We start from the raw sequence: 25,977 nt of genomic DNA on the forward strand, positions 1-25,977 counted from the left end.
CTTGACATAGTGCTAATAGCTTGCTATATTTAACATTGTTAGCACTGATATATCAAGAGTGCTAAAAGCGAGGTGATTTGGTTTGATAACTGATCGTCAAGCTGCAATTTTAAAGGCAATTGTTCAACAATATATTGAAACGGGGCAACCTATTGGCTCGAAGGCTTTAATGGATCGGTTACCAATTCATGTGAGTTCGGCAACTATTCGCAATGACATGGCAAATTTAGAGAGTTTGGGTCTGATTGAAAAGATTCATTTGTCATCAGGACGGGTGCCTTCAGATAGTGGTTATCGGTACTATTTGGATCACCTGTTAACGCCGATAGATGTTTCGGAGCAAACTTCAGAAATCATTCATTCTGATTTTGCCAAACAACGCTTTACCAAAATTGATGAGATTGTTGCGCAATCCGCTAAAATTCTCTCAACTTTGACAAGTTATACGGCCATTGCTTTAGGACCTGAGAGTGATAATACTGTTTTAACTGGTTTTCGAATTGTAGACTTGGGTAACAGTCAAGTCATGGCTATTATGGTAACTAGTGATGGAGCTGTTTATAATCAAGTGTATCGCTTAGAAACGGATATTGCGGCTGATCGTTTAGAAGCGGTCGTACGCATTATCAATGATCAATTAGTAGGTCAGACTTTGAATGAGGTTTCCAAGCGATTAAAGACTGATTTTCCTAAACTGGTGGCACAATATTTACAGACTCCAGATGGTTTTTTGTCAATTTTTGATGATATCTTAGATAAAGTTGCCGCCGATCATTTCTTTGTGGACGGTAAATCTAATTTATTTAACTACGTTGATACCCGTAATAGTGACAGTTTAAAGAGTTTGTATTCATTGTTTGACAGTGACCATAATTTAGCCAAGCTTTTGGGAATGGATCAGAATCTCAGTGATGATGATTCTAATAATCAAGGAATTAAGGTCCATTTGGGTGCTGAATTAGCGCCGCAAATATTGAATAATTATAGTTTGATTACCGCCAAATATAGTGTGGGCGTTCACGGTGATGGCTTAATTGCCCTCTTAGGGCCCACTAATATGCCTTATTCACAAGTGATTGGTTTAATTACCTCTTTACGTTATGAATTGGCAAAGCGGTTAATTGATTATTTTCAAGAACTAAATGGTAATTCAAGTTAGGAGGCGTGTTTATGACGAAACCTGAAATAGATCCGGAAGAGTTTCCTTCAGAAAAAGCTTCAACAAAAAAAGCAGCTGCTAATGATCAAGAAAAAGTGGTATCCAGCAAAGATCAGGATGAACCAGCCACAGCCAAGCCAGCTGCTGATGAAGTGGTAGACAAACTATTAAATGCTAATCAAAAATTAGAAAAAGATTTAAAAGCTAGTCAAGATCAGGAGTTACGCTTACAAGCGGAAATTCAAAATATTAAAAAGCATAATCAACAAGAACAGGCTAGTTTAATTAAGTATGATGGACAAAAGTTAGCGACAGCTATTTTACCATCAATTGACAATTTAGAACGTGCACTACAAGCAAGTAGTGCCGATCAAACTAATGACGGCCTAATTACTGGTGTGCAGATGGTTTTAAAACATTTGAAGCAAGCATTAGCGGAAAATGATATTACTGAAATTAAAGCTTTGAACGAAAAATTTGATCCGACGATTCATCAGGCGGTGCAAACAGTAGCAAGTGATGATGAGCATCCAGCAGACACGGTGGTACAAGTATTACAGGCCGGTTATCAATTAAAAGATCGCGTTTTGCGGCCAAGTATGGTTGTTGTGGCACAATAAATTAATTTAATGGAGAAGGTTTAATTAATGTCAAAAATTATCGGAATTGATTTAGGAACAACTAATTCAGCAGTTGCTGTTTTAGAAGGTGGCGACCCGAAGATTATTGCTAATCCAGAAGGCGGCCGGACTACACCATCAGTAGTTGCTTTTAAAGATGGTGAAACACAAGTTGGTGAAGTGGCTAAGCGGCAAGCAATTACCAACCCGAATACGATTTCTTCTATCAAACGCCACATTGGTGAAGCTGGCTATAAAGTCAATGTTGATGGCAAAGAATATACACCACAAGAAATTTCGGCCATGATTTTGCAATACATTAAAAACTTTGCAGAAAAATATTTGGGTGAAGAAGTGACTGAAGCGGTAATTACCGTGCCAGCTTACTTCAATGACTCACAACGGCAAGCTACCAAAGATGCTGGTAAAATTGCTGGTTTAGATGTTAAACGGATTATTAATGAACCAACGGCTTCTGCTTTAGCTTATGGTTTAGATAAAAGTGATGCCGATGAAAAAGTCTTAGTTTACGATTTAGGTGGTGGGACTTTTGATGTTTCCGTTTTGGAATTAGGCGATGGCGTTTTCCAAGTATTGTCAACTAATGGTGATACCCATTTAGGTGGCGATGACTTTGATAATGCTATTATGGATTGGTTAGTCGCTGACTTTAAAGCGCAAAATCAAATTGACTTATCACAAGATAAGATGGCTTTACAACGGTTGAAAGATGCTGCTGAAAAAGCGAAAAAAGATTTATCTGGTGTGAGTGAAACGGAAATCAGTTTGCCATTTATTTCTGCTGGCCCTGCTGGCCCGTTGCATTTACAGACTACTTTATCTCGCGCTAAATTTAATGAATTAACAGCTGATTTAGTTGACCGGACAAAGATTCCGGTACAAAATGCTTTAAAAGATGCCGATTTAAGCAGTTCTGATATTGATAAAGTTATTTTAAACGGTGGTTCAACGCGTATTCCTGCGGTACAAGAAGCAGTTAAACAATGGACTGGTAAAGAACCCGATCATTCGATTAACCCTGATGAAGCTGTTGCTTTAGGAGCAGCCATTCAAGGTGGTGTGATTACTGGTGATGTGAAAGATGTGGTCTTGTTAGATGTTACGCCACTATCCTTAGGAATTGAAACAATGGGTGGTGTTTCCACTAAGTTAATTGATCGGAATACGACAATTCCAACCAGCAAGTCACAAGTCTTTTCAACAGCTGCGGACAACCAACCAGCAGTAGACATTCATGTTTTACAAGGTGAACGTTCGATGGCCGCTGATAACAAGACTTTAGGTCGGTTCCAGTTAACAGATATTCCTGCTGCTCCGCGAGGCGTCCCACAAATTGAAGTTAAGTTTGATATTGATAAAAACGGAATTGTTAATGTTTCTGCAAAAGATTTAGGCACTGGTAAATCACAGAAGATTACAATTAAGAGTTCATCTGGTTTATCCGATGAAGAAATTGAGCGGATGAAAAAAGAAGCTCAAGAAAATGAAGAGTCTGATAAGAAGCGCAAAGAGGAAGCCGATCTGCGTAACGAAGTTGATCAATTGATCTTTACAACTGATAAGACTTTGAAAGACTTAGAAGGTAAAGTTTCTGAAGATGAAATTAAGAAGGCTACAGATGCAAAAGAAGCTTTGAAGAAAGCCCAAGCTGACAATAATTTGGAAGAAATGAAAGCTAAGAAGGACGATTTGAATAAAATTGTTCAAGATTTATCAGTGAAGTTGTATCAACAAGCTCAAGATGCGCAACAAGCCCAAGGTGATGCGAACGCTAATAATTCTGATGCTAAGAATGATGGCGATAGTACCGTGGATGGCGATTTTAAGGAAGTTGACCCTGATAAAAACAAATAAGAGTGCGAATTAACTTGGAACCATTATTTGGGGTGTAGCTACTTGTTAGAATTAACGGCCTAGATTAAAAGTTCAAAGTTTGTATCTAAAAAAGTCAAATTACTAAATCCAGGTTTGGACGTTAGAATTTGACTATTTTAGTGTTTAAAAGTGCTAGTTTGTGATTTTGGGAAAATTTTAGTTATTGAAAGAAAGGTTAAGTCAGATATGGATCCTTATGAAACTTTAGGTCTGGACCGCAATGCTTCAGAAGACGAGATTAAGCGGGCTTACCGTAAATTATCTAAAAAGTATCATCCCGACCTGAATAAAGCACCTGATGCGGAACAAAAGTTTAAAGAAGTTAATGAAGCCTACGAAATCTTGAAAGATCCGCAAAGAAAAGCCCAGTTTGATCAATACGGTTCCACCGATCAGCAAGCTGGCGGCCAAGGTTTCGGTGGTCAAGGCTTCGGTGGTTTTGATACGAATGGCTTCGGCGATTTTGGCGATATTTTTGACTCGTTTTTTGGTGGCGGCAGTCGGCGTCAAGCTGATCCTACTGCTCCACGGAAGGGCCAAGATTTGGAATACCGGATGAAAATTTCTTTTGAAGAAGCTATTTTCGGTGGTAAAAAGACGATTCGCTACAATCGCAGTGAACAATGTCCAGATTGTCAGGGCTCAGGGGCCAAGGCTGGGACAAGCCCCAAAACTTGTCATAAATGTCAGGGAAGCGGACATATTACCGTTAACCAGCGGACTCCATTAGGGATGATGCAGAGTCAACAAGTCTGTGACGTCTGTGGTGGAACTGGTCAAGAAATTGAAGAAAAGTGTCCTACTTGCCATGGACGGGGCAAGATTACCAAAAGTCATGCAGTCGAAATTGATATTCCTGCAGGAATTGATAATTTGCAGCGGATGCGCTTAGATGGTCAGGGGGCTGCTGGTGATAATAAAGGTCCTTATGGTGATTTGTTTGTCACGTTTGAAGTTGAAGCCAGCAAGCATTTTGAACGGCATGATACGACTATTTACTCGCATGAAACAATTTCGTTCCCACAAGCCGCTTTAGGTGATGAGATTAAAGTCAAAACGGTGCGTGGACAAGTGGAATTGCGAATTCCAGCTGGCACACAGTCAGGAACGGTCTTTAAACTTAAAGGGCAAGGAGTACCCGGTTTGCATGGTGGTGTCGGTGATCAACAGGTTCGCGTAGAGATCGTGACCCCCAAGCACTTAAATGAAAAACAAAAAGAAGCCTTACAGACTTTTGCACAATTAGGTGGTGCTAAGGTCAAAGAACAAGACCGAAATTTCTTTGAGCGGATGCGTGACAATATGAAAGATAAGTTTAAATAAGTGACCTGTTTACACGATTAGTCAATCAGGTTAGCGATTTTGCTCAAAAAATTAATTATTGTGTTTCAAAAAGTAAATTGTTTAATTGAGGCGCAGACTAGTTCATTCAAGCGAGTTGTGCGACTGTCGTCCCAATTTTTAGTGACAATTTATCAAAAATTAAATTGATTACTCAAGTAACCAGTTGCAAATTAATTGCAGGACTTAAAGCTGTTGATGGCTTTAGGTCCTTGTTTGTAATTAAGACGTCAGTGCGTCGCAGAAAAAATTAGTTTACAATTATCGTGTTCACGAGCTGGAGATTAGCCGGGGAATGGTCTTTTGTCAGCGGGAAATTTTTGATATAGTAAACCAAGAGAGCTATAAATGTGAATTTGGAATGAGGATTAATAATATGCCACAATCTGATTTAGAAAATAAACAAAAATATATTCGTAATTTTTCCATTGTTGCTCATATTGACCATGGTAAATCGACGATTGCCGACCGAATCTTAGAATTAACAGATACTGTCTCACAACGAGATATGGAAAATCAAGTTTTGGATGACATGGATATTGAACGTGAACGGGGGATAACGATTAAGTTAAACGCAGTTGAATTGAAGTATCAAGCTAAAGATGGGCATACTTACACGTTTCATTTAATCGATACCCCCGGACATGTCGATTTTTCTTATGAAGTATCGCGGAGTTTAGCGGCTTGCGAAGGTGCCTTATTAGTAGTGGATGCTGCGCAGGGTGTGCAAGCACAAACAATGGCGAATGCGTATTTAGCGGTTGATAATGATTTAGAGATTGTGCCAGTGATTAATAAAATTGATTTACCATCGGCGGATGCGGAACGTGTTAAATTAGAAATTACAGATATGATTGGCATTGATGCCGAGAATGCTGTATTAACGAGTGCCAAAAGTGGCTTAGGCATTGCTGATTTATTGGAACGGATCGTGCAAGATGTGCCAGCACCGACAGGCGATTTGACGGCTCCGTTAAAGGCCTTAATTTTTGACTCTGTTTACGATAGTTATCGTGGTGTGGTATTAAGCGTGCGGATTTTCGATGGCCAAGTCAAAGTTGGTGATCACATTAAATTAATGAGTAATGGCAAAGTTTTTGAAGTCACAGAAGTGGGTGTCATGTCTCCCAAAGCTGTTCCACGGGAATTCTTGAGTGTTGGTGATGTCGGTTATATTACTGCTAGTATTAAAAGTGTTCAAGATACGCGAGTGGGTGATACGATTACTTTAGCTGAGCAGCCGACCGCCCAAGCTTTGGCCGGCTATCGGCAAATTACCCCAATGGTCTATTCTGGTATGTATCCGGTAGATAATGCCAAATACGGCGATTTACGTGAGTCATTAGAGAAATTACAATTGAATGATGCTTCCCTGGAATTTGTACCTGAAACTTCCCAAGCCTTAGGGTTTGGTTTTCGGGTCGGTTTTTTAGGTTTATTGCATATGGATGTCATTCAAGAGCGGCTTGAACGGGAATTTAACTTGGACTTGATCATGACAGCTCCGTCCGTTAACTATAAAGTAATTTTGACGGACCAAACGACGAAGATTATTGATAACCCATCACAAATGCCGGATCCTTCGGAAATTCAGGAGATTCAAGAGCCGATGGTTAAAGCTGAAATTATGGTTCCGAAAGATTATGTCGGCGCAGTGATGGAATTGGCTCAACGCAAGCGGGGCCAATTTGATACGATGGATTATTTGGATGATTACCACGTTAATGTAGTTTATCGTTTACCATTAGCCGAAATTATCTATGATTTCTTTGATACTTTAAAGTCTAATACGCGTGGTTTTGCTTCCTTAGATTATCAAATTATTGGCTATCAACCTTCGAAAATGGTTAAGATGGATATTTTATTGAATTCACAACCCGTTGATGCGTTAAGTTTTATCGTCCATGAAGATTTTGCTTATCGGCGGGGACGGCAAATTGTCCAAAAGTTAAAGGGAATTATTCCCCGGCAGCAATTTGAAGTGGCTATTCAAGCGGCGATTGGTAATAAGATTGTGGCGCGTTCTACTGTGAAAGCTTATCGTAAAGATGTGACCGGACCACTATATGGTGGGGATCAAACCCGGAAAAATAAACTATTAGATAAACAAAAGCGGGGTAAGAAACGCATGAAAGAAGTGGGGAGTGTGACTGTTCCCCAAGCAGCCTTTATGGCAGTTTTACAAATGGATGATGATGATTTACAAAAATAGTTCAGTTGTTTTGGCAAAGTTAATTTGATTCTTCAAAGGCAGGTCCAGGGGTAAGCCATGAAAAAAATTGTAAAATATTGCGGAACATTCATTATTTTGGTAGTAGCATTAGCATTAATTTTTAATGGGCAAATTAAGTCTTTTATGGTTCGTCAATTATCACAGCAAAGTTTGTCATCTTTGACAGCTAAACAGGTTCATCAGAATAATTTAAAATCAGCTTCCTTTGATTTTTCTAAAGTTAAATCTATTAGTGTGCAACAAGTGGCGAAAGCCAGTGTACAAAAAAATGCCCCCATGATTGGCAAAATTGCTATTCCGTCCGTTAATTTGCAGTTGCCGATTGTTAAGGGAATTGACGATAATGCTTTAGCGACCGGAGCGGGCACTATGAAACCTGATGAAAAAATGGGGCAGGGTAATTATGCTTTAGCTGGTCATTATATGACCCAAAAGGGCGCCTTATTTTCGCCAATTTCTAATACGCAAATTGGGGATTTAATTTATATAACCGACTTATCCAGCGTTTATACGTATAAAATTACTTTAAAGCAAGTTATTTCACCCAAAGCCACTTGGCGGATTGATGACCAAGGTAAGCAGAAAATGATTAGTTTGATTACCTGTGCCGATGGCGGTGCGAATCGGTGGATTGTTCAAGGCAATTTGGTTAAAGCCCGCGTGGCTAATCGCGCAACTTTAGCAATTTTTGATTAGAGGTTAAAAAATTTGAGTTTACTATATCAATGGCAAAAAGCCGATTTGAACCAAACAGCTCAATTAAAGCAATTGGCTCAAAAACTGCAGTTGCCGTTATTTGTGGTGCAACTACTGAATCAACGTGGGATCAAAACTAGTCAAGAAATTCAACAATTTTTACAACCAGATCTGAAACAGTTAGCAGACCCATACCTTTTGCATGATATGCAGCCAGCAATAGATAGGATTACTCAAGCAATTGTTGCTGGAGAGCAAATTTTAATTTATGGGGATTATGATGCTGATGGAATTACTAGTACGACTATTTTGACAGAAGCCATTACTAATTTGGGTGGTCAAGTGGATTACTTTATTCCGGATCGCTTTCAAGATGGTTATGGTCCAAACCTGAAACGTTACCAACAGTTTATTGCTCAAGGAGTCCAATTAATCATTACTGTCGATAATGGCATTACTGGTGTGCAAGAGGTGGCATATGCGAACGCGCACGGAGTTGATGTCATTATTACGGACCATCATACACTGCCAAAACAATTGCCAGCAGCGTTAGCGATTGTGCATCCAGCCTTAGCTACCAATCAACAAGCGGCATATCCTTGTCCATACTTATCGGGTGCGGGAGTAGCTTTTAAAGTCGCGAGTGCTTTGTTAGACGAAGTACCCGTTGATTTATTAGACTTGGCAGCAATCGGGACGATAGCTGATGTGATGGAACTGGTAGGTGAGAATCGCATTATTGTTACTTTTGGGTTACAACAAATGCAGACTCAAGAACGCAGCGGCTTAGCGGCATTAGCGAAAGTGGCCCATTTGAACTGGTCTACTTTAAATGAAGATGATGTCGCTTTTCAAATTGCTCCGCGGTTAAATGCGTTAGGCCGGCTGGACCAGGCTCAAAAAGGGGTCGACTTATTGTTAACTTTCGATGAAGAGCAAGCGCAAAGTTTGGCGAAAACAATTGATCAGTTTAATCAGCAACGTAAAGATTTAACACAGGAAGTATTTACAGCTGCTTGGCAACAGGCACAAGAGCAATTGGCGGCGGGACAACACGTCTTAGTTTTGGCTGCTGAAGATTGGCATCAAGGAATTTTAGGAGTTGTAGCTGGTAAAGTTTTACAACAAAGTGGTTGTCCCACCTTAGTGTTTCATATTGATGAACACCAGGTGGCCACTGGTTCTGGGCGCAGTAATGGGCAGTTTGATTTATATACGGCGCTAGCAAGTCAAGCCGATTTATATCAAAAATTTGGTGGTCATGCGCAGGCTTGTGGTTTAACGTTAGATGCAGCTTTGTTAGAGCAACTCAAACAACGGTTAAATCAATTACCGCAAGCTTTACAATTAAATTTAACGCAAAAGTCCCAACAAACGTATGATTTAACAGTAGCAGCGACGGATTTGTCATTAGATTTTTACAAACAACTGCGGCGGTTAGCGCCTTTTGGTCAGGGCAATTCTCAGCCCATGTTCAAGATTATTAATTTTCAGCATGCTCAAGTAGAATTTTTGGGTAAAAAAACGCAAACGCATTTGAAATTTCTGGTAGATCAACAACTCGAATGTTTGGCGTTCAATTGGGGTCAGTATAAGGAGCAATTAGCTGCGAGTTCCATTCAAGTTTTATATGGCACGGTCATGATTAACAATTGGCATCGCCAACCCACAGTGCAATTAAAAGTAGTCGATGTCAAACTAGCCAATGAATTGGAACAGCTGGTGGTACAACAACAGCAATTTATTGATGCGCGCGGGATTAGTTCGTTAAGCCAAATAACTAATGCCACGCCGCTGCTCTTTTTTCAGGACAAAAATCGCCAGCATTTTGTACAGCAAATGCCCGGTTATTTGACTTATTTAGCTTCGGCAGAAGTACAACAATTAAAAACGGCAGTTTTAATGGATTGCCCACAACATATTCAGGATTTTGAAAATTTAATTGTTAAGTTGCCACAATTATCAAAATTGATTTTTATTTTTAAAAATCGCTTGCAACCATTGATGATTACGCCACAGCAATGGCACTTAGCTTTAAAATATTTAGTGACGCATCAGCAGTTACAAGTACAAGATTTACCAGTAGTAGCGCGGTACTTGAAACTAAATAATTCACAAATTAAATTAATAATTAAAGTGTTTTCTGAGTTGAAGTTTGTTACAATAGACAGTGGCTTGTTAAAATTGCCGGCTACGATACCGGCACGACAACTGAACGAATCACCGTTGTATCAGCAAAATCAAGCCCAGCTAAAGATTGTTCAGACTTTAATTGAATCAGATTTTCAACAATTAGTGCAATATGTTATTAAATTACAAAGTTAGAACTATCGAAGGAGAGTTATATGGATTTTAAGAAGTATGTAGCAGATGTTCCTAATTTTCCTGAACCAGGAATCTTGTTCCGTGATATTTCGCCATTAATGCATAATGGTGCCGTTTATGCGCAGGCAACTGATGAAATTGCCGCATATGCTAAAAAACAGCAAACAGAAATGATTGTTGGTCCGGAAGCGCGGGGATTCATTGTGGGTTGCCCAGTAGCTTATAAATTAGGGGTAGGTTTTGCGCCAGCACGTAAAAAGGGAAAACTTCCTCGTGAGACAGTTTCTGTTTCTTATGATTTGGAATACGGTCAAGCGTCGTTGTATATGCAAAAAGATGCTGTGCAACCAGGACAACGAGTTTTAGTGGTTGATGATTTAATGGCCACAGGTGGAACCTTAGCTGCAACCATTAAATTGGTTGAAGAATTAGGGGGAATTGTGGTTGGAACTGCATTCTTGATCGAATTGACAGAGCTTCATGGTCGTGATAAAATTAAAAACTATGATATGTTTACTTTAATGCAATATTAAAGCAGGTTAACTGCTTTTTATGGAGAGTTGGCAGAGTGGTAATGCACCGGACTCGAAATCCGGCGAACCGATTCGATATCGGCGCGCAGGTTCAAATCCTGTACTCTCCTTAGAATACTTTTTATACTTGTTCATATGTTCCAGATTGTTGATTTAACGGCAATTTGGAATTTTTGTTTGGTCTATATTTGCCTATTTTTGCTATTCAAAGTGAGTCAAAAGTGTAGTCAAATTTAAAGAACGAGTTAAAAATCAGTGAAAATAGCTCGTTTAGTGAGTTAAAAGTGAGTCAAAAACTTTTTTGGAGTTGTTGATATATCAATGCTTATAGGCACTTTTAAGAATCAAAGGGTAGTCAAAAAAGACACTTAGAAGTCAATATCTAAAGTGTCACTTAAGAGTTTGTCTTGATCAGAAGTTACGTGCGTATAAATATCCAATGTGACAGAGATATTTTTGTGACCTAGGCGTTGTTGTACAGCCTTAGGTGTAATTCTATTATTCTTCTCAAATATCCATGTAGCATGTGTATGACGTAAGCCGTGGGGTGTAATTTGGTGAACGAACTCTTTATAGTAATCCTCTTTGGTCATTTGATAAATCTTTTGAAAGTCGGTAGTTCCTTGATTAATAATTGAACGTAACCAAACATTAGGTTTCCCCAGATTACGCCAAGTACCAACTTGATTAGGAAATAGTAAAGTAGTGTTGCTTTGATATTTACGATATTCATTCAAATATTTAGCAATTAATGAATTGTAGGAAATTACGCGAAATGAGTTCCATTTTGGTGGCTGAGTCCGCTGCTTACCATTTTCATCAGTAACCACGGTTTTATTAATATCAATTGTCTGTTGATCAAAATTAATATCCGACCATTCTAGGGCTAATAATTCACCTTTACGCATTCCTGTGTAAGCCATGATTATAAAGAACACAGCTTGTGTGAATCCAATATTTCCACTGTTATCGCTTGTAGTATTGTTAATTAAATATTTGGTGAACTTTTCCAGTTCAGTCGTGGAAAAAAAGTTATTTTTAGGTTTGCGATTAATTGCTTGGTGCTTATTTCTCTTAGGTAAGAGAATGTGGTCAAAAGGATCGGTGCTAATAATTTTGATTGTATAGGCATATTTAAATACACGATCGGCATATCGACTAATAATGTTTAGCTTAGTGTATTTATTTGCCCACTGGTCAACAATTGGCTGTAAAAATTCAGAGGTAATTTGATTAATCTTCATGTTACCAATTTCTGGTAAAATATGGCAATCAAAGATCTGTTTAGTTTTATATAGAGTGCTAGATTGGACGGTATCTTTGTAAGAGTTGTCAAACCATTGCTGATAAACCTCTGCAAACGTTAAATCTGATGTAGTATTTGACTGAAAATAATCATTATTCAGCTGAGCTGATAATTTTAAATATTCTTTATTGGCTAAAGCAGGGGTCTTAAAACCACGCCGTGAAGTTCTTTTCTTCTTACCGGTAGTTGAATCAGTACCTAAATAAATTTGAAACCAATACTTTTTTTCGCCATTTTTAGTGACGTATTCTTTAATAGCGGGGTTCTTTTTGTATTCAAACATTGAATTTACCTCCAATTATTTGTTAAAATGGTACACGAAAAGCGCATACCATATGTATGTTTTTCACGTTAGTCATATCTTCGACCCGCCAAAGTTAGGAGATATGGCTTTTTCTGTGTGTTTAAAAATAAGTATGTTTTGTAATCCATTGTTTTAGTTTTATTTTTAGCCAGAAACTATAGATACCCAATGTACAAATAGTCAATAACCACCATTTTATCCAATTTCCAAAAAGTTGCATTGCTGTACCGTTAAAATGCAGTCGATATCCATTAACAACAGTATGTTTAGTTTCCCAATTATATTTCATTGTACATGCCCAGGGAAAACAAATGCCAAGAGTAAATACTGTTATAAGAAATCCTAAAATACTATATCCAACTTGTTGGGCCAAACCGCCATCAAAATAAGATTGTCCTGCGTTTGTTCCTTGATAATTGTTGTAATTTTGTTGAATTGGAACTTGCTGATAGTTATTCTGATACTGCTGGTTATTCTGTTGATAATAACCATTATTTTGTTGATTAGGATATTGTGGCTGTTGATATGAATTGTATTGATTATTCATTTTATCCCCCGTATAAATACTACATAATTTCATGAACATTAACACCTTGTTGTTGTCTAGCGCCAAAAACTATGTTTCTTAAAATTGATAATTTTTCTCCTAGATTTTTTATTAAGCGCAATGTAATAATTTGACCATTACCCATTTGAAAAATTAAGGATCCACCATTTATTAAAGTATCATCAGCACTAATATTCATTACACGATATAAATCTACTGTAATATATTTTTTATTTAACCAGCCACTTTCTTGGGTTATCATATTTGAATCCATTGTTGTGTGTGGTTAATGCTTTAACTAAAAATGGAATAGATGGTATAAACCATAATATCCATGACCAAATCAAACTAAAATAAAACGGCTTTTTATCTTGTTCAAAGATTATATTATTTGCAGCTAATTGATTATAGTTAGTAACTTGAGAAAAATTATTAGCAGTTTGGCTTGGGCAATTAGGTTGGGTTTGTTGATAATTAGGTTGTTGCGAATATTGGTTAGGTTGCTGATAGTTTTGCTGCTTTGGATTCTGGTAATACTGCCGGTTATTATCTTGTTGATTTGTATTAAATCTATGATTTGGCACTTATAATTCCCCCTCATAAGTATCAATGCTTGTATTTTGAAAAGTCTGATTTGTAATTTAACGTCCGGTAACTATAATGTCTACTATCAGATCCATAAAGTTTTACGGTTGCTTGAGTTTTAAAAGATAATCTAAACAACTTGGTGAAAGTAGGTTTAGTTGTTGTGATTATTAAAAATTGCCCTGGTTTGGCACATTTTTCTACATATAATGTGGTAACTTTAAAGTTATCCCAGTTTCGTTCGCCCTCTTGGTCATCAATAACATTTTCACTCATGCGAATAAATACATTTTTTTGCTGGTCATTCAGATGATCTTCAGCATCGCTCAGTAATACTTTATCTTCATGAAGATAATAATAGGGTATGGAATACTGTTTTATATTGTTATATGTTCTAAAACAACAAATAGCAGATATTAATAATAGTAAAAATGCAGTGCCTAAGGTAATTAAAGTTAGCGGCTTAGGCTTTTTTATTTTCATTCATCACATCCCCCTCGATGAAAAACTATAAATGATACTTTAATTCAACAATTAATACAATTTCATATAGCGTTTACAAAAAATTATGAAGCAAAATGAATCTTTTTAGGGTTAATAAAACGTTCCATTGAGTATGGTAAATGGAAATAATCCAAAATACGATAAGTGGTAATGCACTCATTAGGTTCCATATTATACATAAGCAATTGAAAAGCAAAACGGTTGGCATTAGCCTCTATCTCAGGAATATGAAAAACGAAGCTTTGTTTTCTTAAAAATGTAGTGGAATAAATTTCATCATTAACTGCATGACCTAATTCATGTGCTGCTACAAATAATTTTTGATTATTTATAATCGCATTATTAATGATCACGGATTTTTCACCATCAGTGGATATCGTCATACCCAAAGTTGTTTTACCAAGAAATTGTTCTTTTACTTGAAAGCCTAAATCAGTAATCAATTCAAATGGATTATTAGTTTTAAATGTTTTAATAAGTTCATCGACTTTGTTCAAAGTCTTCACACCTTTATATTTAGTTTTTCTATTTTAACAATCTACATTAGTTATTATTTAATATCTCCAGCTTTACGCTGCTTAGCACGTTTTTTATTCATCTCTACTGCCACTTCTAAAGCTGCTTTGATGGATAGCTTATCTTCGTCATCCATTGGTTCTCCAAAGAAATTAATAGAATCATCAGTGTCCATACCATTTAAAAGTTCTTCAACTTTTTTACCCACATCAATCTTTTCAGCATTAGATAAGGCGTATTTGTCATCAGTTCTACCTAAAAGGTAGTCAGTTGAGACGTTGAAGTAATCCGCTACTTTTTCTAGCTTGTCAATCCCAGGCTTTGTTTTTTTCCATCGATTGATTGTGCCGTTTCCATATCCTAAGTTTTCTTCTAACTGTCTAATTGATAACTTCTTTTGATCAGCTAATTGTTTAATTCTTTCAAAAAGCATCATATACCACCTTTGAGCGTACAACATATTTATACAAATATTCTATAAAAATAGTTGGCTTTGTAGAAAATGTGTTTTATAAACTAATTTGATAGCTAGTAAGTCATACAAAAAAGGATAACTATTTACCGTTCCCCAACGTAATAATAGTTTTGCAAGCCTTATTTAACTATGCTTTGATTGCAGAATATTTGTATACACTTGTCAATGATTTTTAGAAAAAGTTGCTATCTAATTAGCACTACATAAGTCCAAAACGGACTGCGTGTCGTCCTTTTAAAACTGAATATTTACTACCCCTTGAAAAGGGGAGATGTACCCTTAAAGATTAAGTATAAAGATTAAGTAATAGAAAAACGGAAAGGAGGTGAATTGAATACAACCTACCTGATTAGTATTTCAGAATGGCTGTATGAAATTTAGCCAATGTTAATGTTAATGGTTAAAGGTAAAGTTCAACAATTTCCTTAATAGTATCTAAAATTTTTGCTTTCATTATCAAATTGTTGTTATGGCTTTGTTCTGCATATTCTTCAAAGCTATTTACTCCAGCAATAAGAATTATTGTAACAATAAGGATGACTAGGATATAGTGTTGAACCTTTTATATTTGATTTTTCTGTTTGATGTTGTTTTGATTATTATTACTATCTTTATCCATGGTCACATGATTTTGTTGATCAATCAAACTATTAACTTTATGTTGGGAATAATCACTAGTTAAGTTGTTCGCATTTTATTTTTAGCGTTTGATTTTTATCACTCCAATCAAGGCGTATCATTTGATATAGTGGTTTTGTATAAATCGATTTTCAATTTGATGAAATGAGATGTACTGTATAATTCAGGTTACAAAAAAGCTTTCTAAAAGACTAGAAAGCTTGATGTGTTGACGGACGTCCAGTTGTGCTAATTGTCTAAATGATTAATAGCGTATTGGGCTTGTTCAGGAGTAAATCCTTCACCTGCATCACTGGTTAATTGATCTTGTAATTCAGCGGTACTCATATGTTCGGTGTCTTCATAATTTTTGGCACACTTTAAAGCATTTTGATTATAGTCAATTTTGATATTTTGCATAGCATAATTAGCTGCTTCAGGAGTGAATCCTTCACCAGAACTACTTGTTAGTTGTTCATATAATCCCTTATAACTCATGTCACCTTCAGTTTCCTGATAATCTTGAGCAGTTTTCAGAGCATTTTGATACTCTCTGGGTACGCTATTATTTGATTTTTGAGAGGTACTACTTTGATTGTCATCTTTACTGTCAGAAGCTTGTTCGCTGTTATTAGTGTTTGTAGCCTTATTTGATGATTTATTACTTTTAGCTTTATGATGGATGCTTTCTGCAGTTTTATTACTATCTGAATTTGATGAATCAGATGAATCATCATTTCCGCCAGTAAACATTGCGATTAATAAAAATGCAACTACAACAATAATAATCCAGAACCACCATTTTTTGTAAAACGGTTTCTTTTGAACGTAAATATTCCCATCCTTATCTTGTATTTCCTTTCTAGCCATTGTTAAAATCTCCTCCTTAATTTTTCAGCTTTTAGAGTCAATCAGTTTATTGGACATATTGAGTTACAAGTATAAATTTGTTTTTCTTTTGATTAAATTTTTCTTGAAGCATTGCACCATCATCAAATAAATTTTTACTTTTCTTAATTATTACTATTCTTTGATGATTTAATATCTTTTGATTTAAAAAGTAAATCAATAATCAGTAACATAAATGTAATTACTTGAAATGTTGTATCCATCTATTAATAACATCAATGTTATTAATAATATTTCTACCATTACTTCTACCTATTTACTAGCTCAATAAAAAGTTCAGATATTATTCTATAAGATCCTATCAAGGAACTAGAGCCTTGTTTAGAAACATCTTCTAAAATTGAGTTAATGTTTGAGAGTACACATTCAAATACTGGGAATGATATAAAAGCAACATCCCTGAAACCAACAGTCTCATTATTAACTTATTTTTTATCCTCTTCGACTACCTTATTGACAATTGTTTAACAATTTAATTATATCCTAAAAATTGAAATTAAATATATAAAAAATAGTTTATTTTCAATTTTATGCAAAATTTAGTCAATTAAGCAAAATATTCAAATGATTATAAAATTAATATTGATAACTGTTAAAAAAGTCTTAACCATAACATATTTAATTGATTTATTAAAAATTATGTAAACTGTACAACAAGCAAAGTAGAGCAAACGCGCGGAATGTTTTAAGTAAATTTAGAATGTGGGCACGAATAGCAGATTATCACTTGATACCCTCAAGTCGCCAATTATTGAAAGCTACCAGTGGTGACCACGATGGGCAGATGATAACGTTGCTCACTAAATTGGACCGTAATCATGAAGCACAGATGGATATTGATGAGATGACCACGGCTATTTTGAAATTGGACCGAGAAGAATGTTTGAGTTTGTATTACACTTATTTAGTGCCTGAAAAGCTGAAAGATTTAGTCATTTCCGAACGGATTTTTTCGGTACGGATGATGCAAAATCGGCGTGATCGGGCGTTAATTGGATTCTGTGAAGTTTACCAGAATGGCAGGTTGTTAGTTTTTAAATAATCGTGTTATAATGACTTTACGAGATGTTAGGAAATCTTAGCATACAAACACAAAAGCCACTCCTATTTGCGGTAGGGATGGCTTTGTGGTACTAATATGATATAATTAATACGTGAGATGAGATAAGCTGTTTAGCTTTTCAGCACAAAGACCAACCTATTGCGAGTAGGTTGGTCTTTTTTTTGCATTCGTTGCGATTACGAATGAGTTATGCGATTAGATGATAACTCTTTATTTCTTATTCTTCTTGTCTTTCTCTTCTAACCAGTGAGATAACAGCGTGTTAACTGTATTTACAAGAATAGGTGCTACTACCAATGAGATAAGTTGTGATAACATTTCAGCACCTCCTCTTGGGGCGAGTTGCTATATAAAATTTTGTAATCTGGAGAAAATGTTATGGGCAAAAAGCTGGATTTAAGGGATATTATGGTAGTGTAAATAATTTGGCAGCGAATACTTTAATAAAGATTATCTTTTTATTTTGTGATGACTATATAGTATAATGTATATACGAAATAGAGGAGGCTTGATGATGACAAATAGTAGTGTTAAACCATTCAAATCAGGTAATTCGCTTGCGTTTAGAATAACTAAGAAGGATAGTGAATTACTGGGATTAACTGAAGATACCATGTTTGAAAAAGTGGTATCACCAGATGGAAAGTCTATCACTTTTAAAAAGAAAGAAGCTGTTCCAAAAGAATTAGATCAATTTATGGATGATTTTTATCAAAATAATGGTGAATTAATGACTGAGTTAGAGAATTTATGATATGGAATATTTAAGCAAAGAGCTGCTGGTGGCGATTAATCAATCTGTAATTGAGCGTTCCGTCAATGGAGATTTTGGGATTCAGTACAGTGAAGGACTAGATATAATCGTACAACAGCCACAACAGGTTTTGTTCGGTCGGGAATTATATCCGACTATTTGGCTGAAAGCGGCGTTCATTGTACAGAAAATAACCAAGAAGCATATTTTTCAAGATGGTAATAAAAAGACCGCCTTGATAGCAACTGCATTTTTTTTGAATATGAATGGTTATCACTTAGAATTTGATTTAGAATCTGGAAAGCTATTCATTTTAACGGTAGCCAATGAACCGGATGATGAACAAGTTATGCTTGCAACTGCCAATTGGTTGAAAAATCATAGTTCTAAAAAATAGATTTTATTTTTAAGCACTTAACCGAGTGCTATTTTTGTACTAAAAATTAGGAGGTGCGGTGAGATGACGTGAAACATAAATTAACAATTAAACAATAGAAATTTTGTGATGAGTACATTAAATCAGGTAATGCGGCAGATGCTGCATTAAAAGCTGGTTACAGCAAACGGACAGCTTATTCTATTGGTAATGAAAACTTGAAAAAACCTGAACTTCAAAAATACATTTAAGATAAGTTACAATAACTTGAATCGCAAAAAATAATGAGTGCCAAGGAAGTGTTAGAGTATTTGAGTTCAGTTGCCCGTGGCGAACAAACAGAGTCTGTAACTACTGCTAAGGGCGTGTTTGATAATGTACCAGTTTCTGCTAAAGATAGGATTACGGCTGCCAAAGAAATTTTAAAGCGTCATCCAATTGATCCTATTTCTAAAGCACAATTATGCAAGATTGAAGCCGAGGCACGTATTTCTGAGCATCAAGCTGATCAATTGGAATCGGATGATTCTAATGATGCTGCAATTGATATTAACTTTAATATTCCATCAAAGGAGGGAACGGATGGTTGAAGTAAGTTTAAAAGATAATGTTTCACCAGCGTTTTACAGTATGTTTTGGGATATTCACAATCGTAAACATTCAAATTACTGGCTTAAAGGAGGACGTGGTAGTACCAAATCCTCTTTTATTAATATTATGATTGTACTTGGCATTATGCGGGACAAAGATGCCAATGCGATTGTGCTTCGGAAAGTTGCCAATACGTTGCGTGATTCGGTTTTTGAGTAATATTTGTGGGCAATTGACCTCCTGAAAGTATGACTATTGGCAATCATAGGTTAGTCCAATGCAGTTAACGTTTCGTCCAACTGGCCAGCAAATGAGGTTCAAGGGCGATGATGATCCACGCAAAATTAAATCGCAGGGCTATACCAAGTTTAAGCATTTTGAAGAGGTTACCGAATTTAAAGGTATGGAAGAAATTTGGTCGATTAATCAATTACTTGGTCGTGGTGGTTCAGGTATTATTACCTTTGAAAACGGACAATGAGAAAGCTTGCCACCATGAATATCTTGGTGAAGTCACTGGTACAGGTGCGGAATTATTTAACAATATTACTACTCGTGAGGTTACTGAATTACTACTCGTGAGGTTACTGATGAAGAAATCAATAGTTTTGATAAGATTTATCACGGCTTGGGCTTTGATTTTGCACACGATCCAACGGCATATGTAAATATTTATTGGGATTCCGCCAGACGGCTGATTTTTATTTACAACGAAATCTACCAAGTGGGTTTAAAGAATCGTGATGCTGTAAACCAGATTAAACGACTTAACCCATTAAATGAGCCCGTGACTGCTGATTCTGCTTCTCCTGGTACAATTGCCGAATATCGTGGCTTAGGATTGAACATTTATGGTGCGCGCAAGGGTCAAGGCTCACGTGACCATTAGCGGAAGAGATTTAAAAGATTATAATGATAATGAAAAAGAAGTATTATGTAAATGTAATACCTAATTTAAATTACTTAAATGCAACAAAGGATCGAATGTTTTTAGTAATGGAGGAAATTTAATGGCTAATAAAAAATCATATCCTAATAAAAGTTTGGAAGGAAATGCCAACGATTTTCACCGTGTAGGAGAGCCTAGAATATTGAGCGATGCTGAAAAGAAAAAACGGGATAAATTTTTGAAAGAGGCTAAAAAAATTATTGATTCTAATAAATCTAATTAAAAGTATATCTAGGAATATATTTCTGATAGGTAGATTTAATTTTAATAACTATAAAATTATATTAATCTAACTAAAACGTCTTAAAACGCAAATTAAGGCGTTTTTATTATGCGTAAAAACAGCGAAGAAAATAAAATGATAGAAATTACAACGGATAAAATTAATGTTTTAATAATTTGGTTTCTTAATGGTAAAATAGCAAAATTTTACCAAGTTACTGATTTTTCTGATGTTGATAGTTTAATCTTTTTGTACTTTTGTAAATCAGGAAACACAAAGCGTAAAGCTAAATTTGATTTAAAATAAATAGCTAGATATGCATTGATGAATGATTTAATGATCAAGCATTGAGCCACTTAAAAAGCAATGGAAAGGAGTTTTTAGTAATGGATAAAGATTTAAAAATGAATTTGCAGTATTTTGCAGAACCTAATGAACCAAAAGACGACACAAAACCGAATGAACCAGAGAAAAAATATTCTGATTCTGAAGTTGATCAGATTGTTAAAACACGTTTGGCCCGTGAAAAGGAAGAACAGGTAGCAGAGATTGAGAAAGCTAAGCAAGACGCTTTAGAACAGGTTAAAAAAGAAGCTAATATGACTGCGGACCAAAAGCGGGACGCTGAGTTAAAAAAACTAACTGATGCTAAGAATGAAGCTGAAAGTAAGCTCGCTCATATCAATTTATTAGATAGCGCGCGTTCGACTTTGAAAGAGTCCAACATTGATTTAACAGCTGATGAATTAGAGCTAGTGGTTGGTAAAGATGAAGACACGACTAATCAGAATATTGAAGTCATTAAAGGCATGGTCGAACGATTGTCGGGCCAAGTTAAAGATGATTTATTAAAAGGTTCAACACCAATTGGATAATCTACCCTCTGAGATAATTATTATTGCAGTTTGTTTTTAGTATCGAGAATAAAAAATATGAATTTTAAATTTATTGGGCAACATTTCGTTTATCATAACGTGGCATCAAAGAAAAGCGCATTACAAATAATTATTTGTAAATCAAATCCATACATCATCAGGTAAATTATCTCTATATGGTTTATTTTCTTTCAAGCAATTATTGATTATTTCAATAATTCTATTTTTGTCATTTCCAATATTGAATGTAGGAAAACTCTCTCCAAATATACTTTGGTACTTATCAAGTAAGTAAAATATTGATTCTTTCATTTGAAAAATCACTTCCATAAATATATTTGTTAGTATTCGAAAAGCGGTAAAAGATAATTTAAATAAAAATTCTACTTAATTCGCATTGCAGATATCTGCCTTGATTTCAAAAACTAAATTATCAGATTTACTTAAGTTTAATCAATAATCTTACAATTTTCAATTTAACCTTAGATCATACAGTGACAATTTATGACTCGTCTGTTTTGGAATTAACAGCAACTGCTTCCCCAGGGACACAAATTGCTGGCGGATCAGGTGCAATTGCTATTACTAAAGATGGCATTTCTTCGGCTGATTTAGGTGATTGGATTAGTTCTAATACAGATTTGCCAAAGAGTTCGGTAGATATTTTGATTAATAAATAAGGTTTAGCATCCGCATTTACCAATATTAAAGAGGATAATTTAACAATTTAGTCTTCTGTCAATATCGATAAGAGTTATTCCGTTTCAATTGCTTTGGATATTATGAAAATACTTTATCCGTTGAGTTTGAAGGAAAGGTTAAAATCAATGATTTCCATAATATTGATCCTAAGATGGGTATAGGAGGACTTGGAACCTTAGGAGAAGTAGTAGGATCGTTAGTAACTGCTTTAGCTTGATTGATCTACGAATAAATAATTGTTTGCTTTTTTCTTCAGGATATTGATTGAGAATTTAGAATTATTTAGTATGTTTAAATTATTTTTGCTTTTATGGATGGTGTGAACTAGAGTTTGTTTTTTAGAGTTTTGTGTATCGTCTGATAGAAATAGTAAATAATCTTCAGTTTCTATAAGTGTGTACTTTTGGTTACTGATGTGTTGGATATTTAATTGTTCATATAATTTTTTAAACAAGGGATCTTCGTTTATTTGATAATTAGGAGAATTTGGAGATAGAATATTCTTTCTTCTGTAAGCATTTTGTAAAATATCAGATTTGGAGTATATATCAATATATTGTAGCTGCGTTTCTTTGTCATTAACAACAAAATAAAAAGTGTATCTGTCTTTGTATTTTAATATATACTTTTTTTGGAATTTATATTTCATAGCAAAAAATTGAAGTATGTTAATGATTATGGCTGCGATAATTATTATTTTTACCATTGAGAATGCCCATAACCATATTATTGTTATTACAATAATGTCGGCAATACAGTTTGTGATGAATATGTTTCTTAATTGTTTGATTCCATAATTTTTCCAGATTATTTGTGATAAATTTTTTATTTGTTGTTTATTGAAAAACGAAATTATCATTTTGATCTCCTTGTTTTACGTGTTTTATATATTATAACCGAAAGGCTATATTATGGCAGGAACGGTTGAGTCATGATTTACAATTCCTTTTTCGAAATTTAAAACCTCAGTGATTAAATGAAATATTCCTACATGTCGGTTCAGCTCTCTTGCTATCTGTTATGGCTAATGTCTAATTAAATACTTTAAATGAGATAAAAATAGTCGTCAAAATAGCAAGTTAGCTTATTTGGCTAATAACGGCTTATACAGATATTTTAACTATTCTGAATATAGAGTACTGACGTAAATTAAATTTAAATTGCTGTATCAAGTTTTGTGAAAGATGTTTTTTGACACTTTTGAGATCTTTAAGGCAGATTGTCTATTTTAATGCAATTTTATATTGATTAATATGCATAAAGTATATAATGGTGTAAATGTAGAAGGTGCCAATACGTTAAAGACAGTAAAAAGCAAGCAGGGCTTAAATGAGCCTTGTTCGGCATATCCTAACAATTTGTGAAAAAATTAGTATATCCAGTGATTATTACTGAACACAACGATGACGGCAATTACTTTGTTGTAACTTCTCCCAATATTCCAGGAATGGTAACACGCAGGGAGACACATTCTCTGATGCGGCATATTGGGCAGAAGATGCTATTGCTACGATGTTAGAAGGAGAGTCTAAATATCCTAAAGTACAAGATCCTAATCATTGGCGTTTAGATGATAACGATAAGGTAGTTTATGTAATGGTAGATATGGAAAAGTATTTGAAAAAGAATACTAAGACTGTTAGACGAACAATTACAGTTTTAGAGTATTTAAACGAGATGGCGAAACAACAAAAGATTAATTTTTCAAGATGAGCAACTGATGCTTTAAAATAGAAGTTAGAAGTTAATTAATGTTGATTAGCACTCAGCCGAGTGCTTTTTTGTACATGAAAAATAATAATCTTCTTGTTTTTATGCACATTATTGTGTATAAAAGTATTTGTAATAAGGAAAAATGTATAATCCTAAAACGAAAGTTACGACTTTTGTTCCAGTACGCTCAAAATAATTGAAACCAGTTATGGAACGAGCAATCTTGAAAGAAACAAGAACTCAAATGAGTCCTTGTTTCTATACACCTAAAATTTAAATTAGAGTAGGAAGCTTAGCATATTATGATGAAAAAAAGAAAACGTAAAGACAGAACTTATGAAGAAAAAATGCATAGATATACAGCTTCTGCGGTTATTGCCTTGGTTTTAGGTGTTGCACTTCAGTTGTTGTTTCAAGTTTAATTTTAAGACGGCGATGTTGATGTTAAGGATGGATATTGACTTGAATAATGATGATATTATGAATGCAAAAACTGCTTCCTTTTGTGGGGAAAAATGAATCTTATATTCGTATAATGTATAAGCAGAATCCAGGGAAGTTTCCACCAGGTTCTATTAGAAAGTTTGTAAAAGCGCGGTTAGTTATTACTGAAGATATGGAAGGCTACTACTGGCATTAAGTATTCGCGTAAATAAAGTTTAGTACTCCAGCATAAGTGTTTTTTATGGAATATAATCTTGTAAAAAGAAAATAATAAATTCTAATTATTAAAAATTAACCAATTGACAGTTATTTTCAAGCTAAGTAGTATCTCTATAATTAAATATTTTAAATCAAAAAATGGTGACTAAATAATTTGATTAAATTATTTAGTCACCATTAACTGAATTAATGACAGTTAAAAAAGAAAATTGCTAGTTATGATAAACTTTATCTAAAAATGTCAAAGAAACCACTAACATCTTGCAAAATTCCAGAGCTCATTTGTAATGCACTTTGAACAATATCCATCCATGACATAAGTTTCACCTTCTTTTTTTAGAATATCAGTATTATATCATAATTATTAAAAAATATCTTTATCACATTTCTTGATAAATAATAATTTATATTAAAAAGATCATATATTCTTTGATGTTTAAGACTGAAAGTAGCTACTTAATTACTATATTGCAAAGATTAATAGTACGTGTTACTTTAACAGGGAGAAGAATCTAATTAATTGTGATGGCGAGATGAGAAAATGAATAAAATAACGATCGTTGGTAGTATTAATTGGGACACTAATTTACGAGTACCACATTTGGTTCGCCCTGGCGAAACAATTCATGCCAAAGAGCATTATAGTGCCGGTGGTGGTAAAGGAGCCAATCAGGCAGTAGCCGCCCAACGCGCCGGCAGTGCAACTTCTTTTATTGGCGCAGTGGGCGCTGATTCGATGGGGGAATCCTTATTAAAACAGTTGCAAACAGAAGGAATTAATATAGCGGGCGTGAAGACGATTGCCAACGAATCAACAGGACAAGCCTTTGTCACTGTCGATGATAATGGTGAGAATAGTATTACTATTTATTCCGGCGCCAATTTTTCTTTTGACACTGCGGAGGTAAAGACTAATCAACAATTAATTATAAATAGTGATTTTGTGATTGCACAATTAGAAACACCTTTAAGTGCTACTCAAACGGCATTTCAATTGGCTCATGATCATCATGTCAAAACGATTTTAAATCCAGCGCCAGCTATTGATAACTTAGCTCCGGAATTGTTACAGTTGTGCGACGTCATCATTCCTAACGAAACTGAGGCGCAAACTTTAACCCAAATTCCAGTGATTGACTTAACTTCAGCGCGTGCTGCTGCAAAGAAGCTACACCAATTGGGTGTGCCCATTGTCATTATTACTTTAGGTAGTCAAGGAGCTTTCTTGGATGATGGCCAATCTGCGAAATTAATTCCGGCATTTAAAGTTCATGCAGTAGATACTACAGCAGCTGGTGATACTTTTATTGGCGCCTTCAGCAGTGTCTTGAAGCCGGACTTTTCCAATTTATCAGCCGCAGTCTTGTTTGGTAACCAGGCCTCAGCTTTAACAGTCCAACGTTATGGGGCACAACCCTCAATTCCTTATCAAACTGAAATTTTGCAATCTTCTTCAAAAGGCATAACTGATTTTGCTGATTAAATCAGCAAAATATTAATT

Annotated in this window: 31 protein-coding genes and 1 tRNA gene; 23 read left to right on the forward strand and 9 right to left on the reverse strand. The window is 35.2% G+C overall.

What is annotated here, in order from left to right; translation table 11 throughout:
• Positions 1-82 precede the first annotated feature (82 nt).
• The 9 genes from hrcA (at position 83) to AC3B6D_RS03805 (ending at position 10,913) form a co-directional block, all read left to right on the forward strand.
• On the forward strand, positions 83-1,159 hold the full coding sequence (gene hrcA / locus AC3B6D_RS03765) for a heat-inducible transcriptional repressor HrcA (RefSeq protein ID WP_489757556.1): 1,077 nt from the start codon (positions 83-85) through the stop codon (positions 1,157-1,159).
• An 11-nt stretch (positions 1,160-1,170) separates the two neighbouring features.
• Positions 1,171-1,779: a nucleotide exchange factor GrpE gene (grpE, locus tag AC3B6D_RS03770; protein ID WP_489774941.1), complete on the forward strand. Its 609-nt coding sequence runs from the start codon at positions 1,171-1,173 to the stop codon at positions 1,777-1,779.
• 27 nt (positions 1,780-1,806) lie between these two features.
• The gene (gene dnaK, locus AC3B6D_RS03775; protein ID WP_489757558.1) at positions 1,807-3,654 is read left to right on the forward strand and encodes a molecular chaperone DnaK; all 1,848 of its coding nucleotides are present in this window, start codon (positions 1,807-1,809) and stop codon (positions 3,652-3,654) included.
• Between the two features lie 207 nt (positions 3,655-3,861).
• Positions 3,862-4,998, forward strand: coding sequence for a molecular chaperone DnaJ (dnaJ, locus tag AC3B6D_RS03780; protein WP_489774942.1), 1,137 nt, complete (start codon positions 3,862-3,864; stop codon positions 4,996-4,998).
• Positions 4,999-5,392: 394 nt separating this feature from the next.
• Positions 5,393-7,228 (forward strand): translation elongation factor 4, encoded by a 1,836-nt coding sequence (lepA, locus tag AC3B6D_RS03785; protein WP_489757560.1) that lies wholly within the window; start codon positions 5,393-5,395, stop codon positions 7,226-7,228.
• 57 nt (positions 7,229-7,285) lie between these two features.
• Positions 7,286-7,945 (forward strand): class A sortase, encoded by a 660-nt coding sequence (locus AC3B6D_RS03790; protein WP_489757561.1) that lies wholly within the window; start codon positions 7,286-7,288, stop codon positions 7,943-7,945.
• A gap of 12 nt (positions 7,946-7,957) precedes the next feature.
• Entirely contained in the window at positions 7,958-10,270 is a 2,313-nt protein-coding gene (gene recJ / locus AC3B6D_RS03795; RefSeq protein ID WP_489774943.1) for a single-stranded-DNA-specific exonuclease RecJ, read from the forward strand.
• Between the two features lie 20 nt (positions 10,271-10,290).
• Positions 10,291-10,803: an adenine phosphoribosyltransferase gene (locus tag AC3B6D_RS03800; RefSeq protein ID WP_489757563.1), complete on the forward strand. Its 513-nt coding sequence runs from the start codon at positions 10,291-10,293 to the stop codon at positions 10,801-10,803.
• Between the two features lie 21 nt (positions 10,804-10,824).
• Positions 10,825-10,913, forward strand: a tRNA-Ser gene (locus tag AC3B6D_RS03805).
• Between the two features lie 258 nt (positions 10,914-11,171).
• Here the strand turns inward: AC3B6D_RS03805 and AC3B6D_RS03810 are convergent.
• From AC3B6D_RS03810 to AC3B6D_RS03845, 8 genes are all read right to left on the reverse strand, one after another.
• On the reverse strand, positions 11,172-12,392 hold the full coding sequence (locus tag AC3B6D_RS03810; RefSeq protein ID WP_489774944.1) for a site-specific integrase: 1,221 nt from the start codon (positions 12,390-12,392) through the stop codon (positions 11,172-11,174).
• Positions 12,393-12,513: 121 nt separating this feature from the next.
• The gene (locus AC3B6D_RS03815) at positions 12,514-12,849 is read right to left on the reverse strand and encodes a DUF898 family protein (protein ID WP_489774998.1); all 336 of its coding nucleotides are present in this window, start codon (positions 12,847-12,849) and stop codon (positions 12,514-12,516) included.
• Between the two features lie 130 nt (positions 12,850-12,979).
• On the reverse strand, positions 12,980-13,222 hold the full coding sequence (locus tag AC3B6D_RS03820; protein WP_489774945.1) for a hypothetical protein: 243 nt from the start codon (positions 13,220-13,222) through the stop codon (positions 12,980-12,982).
• Entirely contained in the window at positions 13,191-13,544 is a 354-nt protein-coding gene (locus AC3B6D_RS03825; protein ID WP_489774946.1) for a hypothetical protein, read from the reverse strand. The genes AC3B6D_RS03820 and AC3B6D_RS03825 overlap by 32 nt, the downstream gene beginning before the upstream one ends.
• Before the next feature lie 22 nt (positions 13,545-13,566).
• Positions 13,567-14,028, reverse strand: coding sequence for a hypothetical protein (locus AC3B6D_RS03830; RefSeq protein WP_489774947.1), 462 nt, complete (start codon positions 14,026-14,028; stop codon positions 13,567-13,569).
• An 83-nt stretch (positions 14,029-14,111) separates the two neighbouring features.
• Positions 14,112-14,546, reverse strand: a complete 435-nt coding sequence (locus AC3B6D_RS03835) for an ImmA/IrrE family metallo-endopeptidase (protein ID WP_489774948.1) — start codon at positions 14,544-14,546, stop codon at positions 14,112-14,114.
• Positions 14,547-14,599: 53 nt separating this feature from the next.
• Positions 14,600-14,998, reverse strand: coding sequence for a helix-turn-helix domain-containing protein (locus tag AC3B6D_RS03840; RefSeq protein ID WP_489774949.1), 399 nt, complete (start codon positions 14,996-14,998; stop codon positions 14,600-14,602).
• A 909-nt stretch (positions 14,999-15,907) separates the two neighbouring features.
• Positions 15,908-16,528, reverse strand: a complete 621-nt coding sequence (locus AC3B6D_RS03845) for an Ltp family lipoprotein (RefSeq protein WP_489774950.1) — start codon at positions 16,526-16,528, stop codon at positions 15,908-15,910.
• Positions 16,529-17,294: 766 nt separating this feature from the next.
• Between AC3B6D_RS03845 and AC3B6D_RS03850 the strand changes: the two genes are divergently transcribed.
• The 12 genes from AC3B6D_RS03850 to AC3B6D_RS03905 all read left to right on the forward strand — a co-directional run bounded on the left by AC3B6D_RS03850 (position 17,295) and on the right by AC3B6D_RS03905 (position 22,078).
• Positions 17,295-17,609 carry a hypothetical protein gene (locus AC3B6D_RS03850; RefSeq protein WP_489774951.1) on the forward strand — a complete coding sequence of 105 codons (315 nt, stop codon included), beginning with the start codon at positions 17,295-17,297 and terminating at the stop codon, positions 17,607-17,609.
• Positions 17,610-18,144: 535 nt separating this feature from the next.
• On the forward strand, positions 18,145-18,384 hold the full coding sequence (locus tag AC3B6D_RS03855; RefSeq protein ID WP_489774952.1) for an AbrB family transcriptional regulator: 240 nt from the start codon (positions 18,145-18,147) through the stop codon (positions 18,382-18,384).
• Position 18,385: 1 nt separating this feature from the next.
• Entirely contained in the window at positions 18,386-18,781 is a 396-nt protein-coding gene (locus AC3B6D_RS03860; RefSeq protein ID WP_489774953.1) for a type II toxin-antitoxin system death-on-curing family toxin, read from the forward strand.
• Between the two features lie 116 nt (positions 18,782-18,897).
• Positions 18,898-19,011 (forward strand): terminase small subunit, encoded by a 114-nt coding sequence (locus tag AC3B6D_RS03865; RefSeq protein WP_489774999.1) that lies wholly within the window; start codon positions 18,898-18,900, stop codon positions 19,009-19,011.
• A 48-nt stretch (positions 19,012-19,059) separates the two neighbouring features.
• Positions 19,060-19,350, forward strand: a complete 291-nt coding sequence (locus AC3B6D_RS03870; protein WP_489774954.1) for a hypothetical protein — start codon at positions 19,060-19,062, stop codon at positions 19,348-19,350.
• Positions 19,343-19,570 (forward strand): phage terminase large subunit, encoded by a 228-nt coding sequence (locus AC3B6D_RS03875; RefSeq protein ID WP_489774955.1) that lies wholly within the window; start codon positions 19,343-19,345, stop codon positions 19,568-19,570. Before AC3B6D_RS03870 ends, AC3B6D_RS03875 begins: the two co-directional genes overlap by 8 nt.
• A gap of 58 nt (positions 19,571-19,628) precedes the next feature.
• The gene (locus AC3B6D_RS03880; RefSeq protein ID WP_489774956.1) at positions 19,629-19,832 is read left to right on the forward strand and encodes a phage terminase large subunit; all 204 of its coding nucleotides are present in this window, start codon (positions 19,629-19,631) and stop codon (positions 19,830-19,832) included.
• A gap of 147 nt (positions 19,833-19,979) precedes the next feature.
• Positions 19,980-20,240 carry a terminase large subunit gene (locus AC3B6D_RS03885; protein ID WP_489774957.1) on the forward strand — a complete coding sequence of 87 codons (261 nt, stop codon included), beginning with the start codon at positions 19,980-19,982 and terminating at the stop codon, positions 20,238-20,240.
• Positions 20,241-20,361: 121 nt separating this feature from the next.
• On the forward strand, positions 20,362-20,523 hold the full coding sequence (locus tag AC3B6D_RS03890) for a hypothetical protein (RefSeq protein ID WP_489774959.1): 162 nt from the start codon (positions 20,362-20,364) through the stop codon (positions 20,521-20,523).
• Between the two features lie 108 nt (positions 20,524-20,631).
• Positions 20,632-20,829, forward strand: a complete 198-nt coding sequence (locus AC3B6D_RS03895; RefSeq protein ID WP_489774960.1) for a hypothetical protein — start codon at positions 20,632-20,634, stop codon at positions 20,827-20,829.
• 80 nt (positions 20,830-20,909) lie between these two features.
• Complete coding sequence (locus AC3B6D_RS03900; protein ID WP_489774961.1) at positions 20,910-21,398, forward strand: DUF4355 domain-containing protein; 489 nt, start codon at positions 20,910-20,912, stop codon at positions 21,396-21,398.
• Positions 21,399-21,916: 518 nt separating this feature from the next.
• Complete coding sequence (locus AC3B6D_RS03905) at positions 21,917-22,078, forward strand: hypothetical protein (protein ID WP_489774962.1); 162 nt, start codon at positions 21,917-21,919, stop codon at positions 22,076-22,078.
• 230 nt (positions 22,079-22,308) lie between these two features.
• On the opposite strand, the gene AC3B6D_RS03910 is transcribed toward AC3B6D_RS03905, so the two are convergent.
• Complete coding sequence (locus tag AC3B6D_RS03910; protein WP_489774963.1) at positions 22,309-22,959, reverse strand: hypothetical protein; 651 nt, start codon at positions 22,957-22,959, stop codon at positions 22,309-22,311.
• 653 nt (positions 22,960-23,612) lie between these two features.
• Between AC3B6D_RS03910 and AC3B6D_RS03915 the strand changes: the two genes are divergently transcribed.
• Positions 23,613-23,813, forward strand: coding sequence for a hypothetical protein (locus AC3B6D_RS03915; RefSeq protein WP_489774964.1), 201 nt, complete (start codon positions 23,613-23,615; stop codon positions 23,811-23,813).
• 1,204 nt (positions 23,814-25,017) lie between these two features.
• Positions 25,018-25,959 (forward strand): ribokinase, encoded by a 942-nt coding sequence (gene rbsK / locus AC3B6D_RS03920; RefSeq protein ID WP_489774965.1) that lies wholly within the window; start codon positions 25,018-25,020, stop codon positions 25,957-25,959.
• The last annotated feature ends 18 nt before the right edge of the window (positions 25,960-25,977 follow it).

This window comes from Bombilactobacillus sp. ESL1097 (assembly GCF_058107205.1).

Coding starts and splice junctions, on each gene's coding strand:
- AC3B6D_RS03875 (WP_489774955.1), top strand. CDS start 19,343: ATGGTTGAAGTAAGTTTAAAAGATAATGTTTCACCAGCGTTTTACAGT.
- AC3B6D_RS03845 (WP_489774950.1), bottom strand. CDS start 16,528: ATGGCTAGAAAGGAAATACAAGATAAGGATGGGAATATTTACGTTCAA.
- dnaJ (WP_489774942.1), top strand. CDS start 3,862: ATGGATCCTTATGAAACTTTAGGTCTGGACCGCAATGCTTCAGAAGAC.
- lepA (WP_489757560.1), top strand. CDS start 5,393: ATGCCACAATCTGATTTAGAAAATAAACAAAAATATATTCGTAATTTT.
- AC3B6D_RS03800 (WP_489757563.1), top strand. CDS start 10,291: ATGGATTTTAAGAAGTATGTAGCAGATGTTCCTAATTTTCCTGAACCA.
- AC3B6D_RS03790 (WP_489757561.1), top strand. CDS start 7,286: ATGAAAAAAATTGTAAAATATTGCGGAACATTCATTATTTTGGTAGTA.
- AC3B6D_RS03910 (WP_489774963.1), bottom strand. CDS start 22,959: ATGATAATTTCGTTTTTCAATAAACAACAAATAAAAAATTTATCACAA.
- AC3B6D_RS03810 (WP_489774944.1), bottom strand. CDS start 12,392: ATGTTTGAATACAAAAAGAACCCCGCTATTAAAGAATACGTCACTAAA.
- AC3B6D_RS03890 (WP_489774959.1), top strand. CDS start 20,362: ATGGCTAATAAAAAATCATATCCTAATAAAAGTTTGGAAGGAAATGCC.
- AC3B6D_RS03830 (WP_489774947.1), bottom strand. CDS start 14,028: ATGAAAATAAAAAAGCCTAAGCCGCTAACTTTAATTACCTTAGGCACT.
- AC3B6D_RS03840 (WP_489774949.1), bottom strand. CDS start 14,998: ATGCTTTTTGAAAGAATTAAACAATTAGCTGATCAAAAGAAGTTATCA.
- grpE (WP_489774941.1), top strand. CDS start 1,171: ATGACGAAACCTGAAATAGATCCGGAAGAGTTTCCTTCAGAAAAAGCT.
- AC3B6D_RS03880 (WP_489774956.1), top strand. CDS start 19,629: ATGCAGTTAACGTTTCGTCCAACTGGCCAGCAAATGAGGTTCAAGGGC.
- AC3B6D_RS03860 (WP_489774953.1), top strand. CDS start 18,386: ATGGAATATTTAAGCAAAGAGCTGCTGGTGGCGATTAATCAATCTGTA.
- AC3B6D_RS03820 (WP_489774945.1), bottom strand. CDS start 13,222: ATGATAACCCAAGAAAGTGGCTGGTTAAATAAAAAATATATTACAGTA.
- rbsK (WP_489774965.1), top strand. CDS start 25,018: ATGAATAAAATAACGATCGTTGGTAGTATTAATTGGGACACTAATTTA.
- AC3B6D_RS03895 (WP_489774960.1), top strand. CDS start 20,632: ATGCGTAAAAACAGCGAAGAAAATAAAATGATAGAAATTACAACGGAT.
- AC3B6D_RS03900 (WP_489774961.1), top strand. CDS start 20,910: ATGGATAAAGATTTAAAAATGAATTTGCAGTATTTTGCAGAACCTAAT.
- AC3B6D_RS03915 (WP_489774964.1), top strand. CDS start 23,613: ATGTTAGAAGGAGAGTCTAAATATCCTAAAGTACAAGATCCTAATCAT.
- AC3B6D_RS03855 (WP_489774952.1), top strand. CDS start 18,145: ATGACAAATAGTAGTGTTAAACCATTCAAATCAGGTAATTCGCTTGCG.
- dnaK (WP_489757558.1), top strand. CDS start 1,807: ATGTCAAAAATTATCGGAATTGATTTAGGAACAACTAATTCAGCAGTT.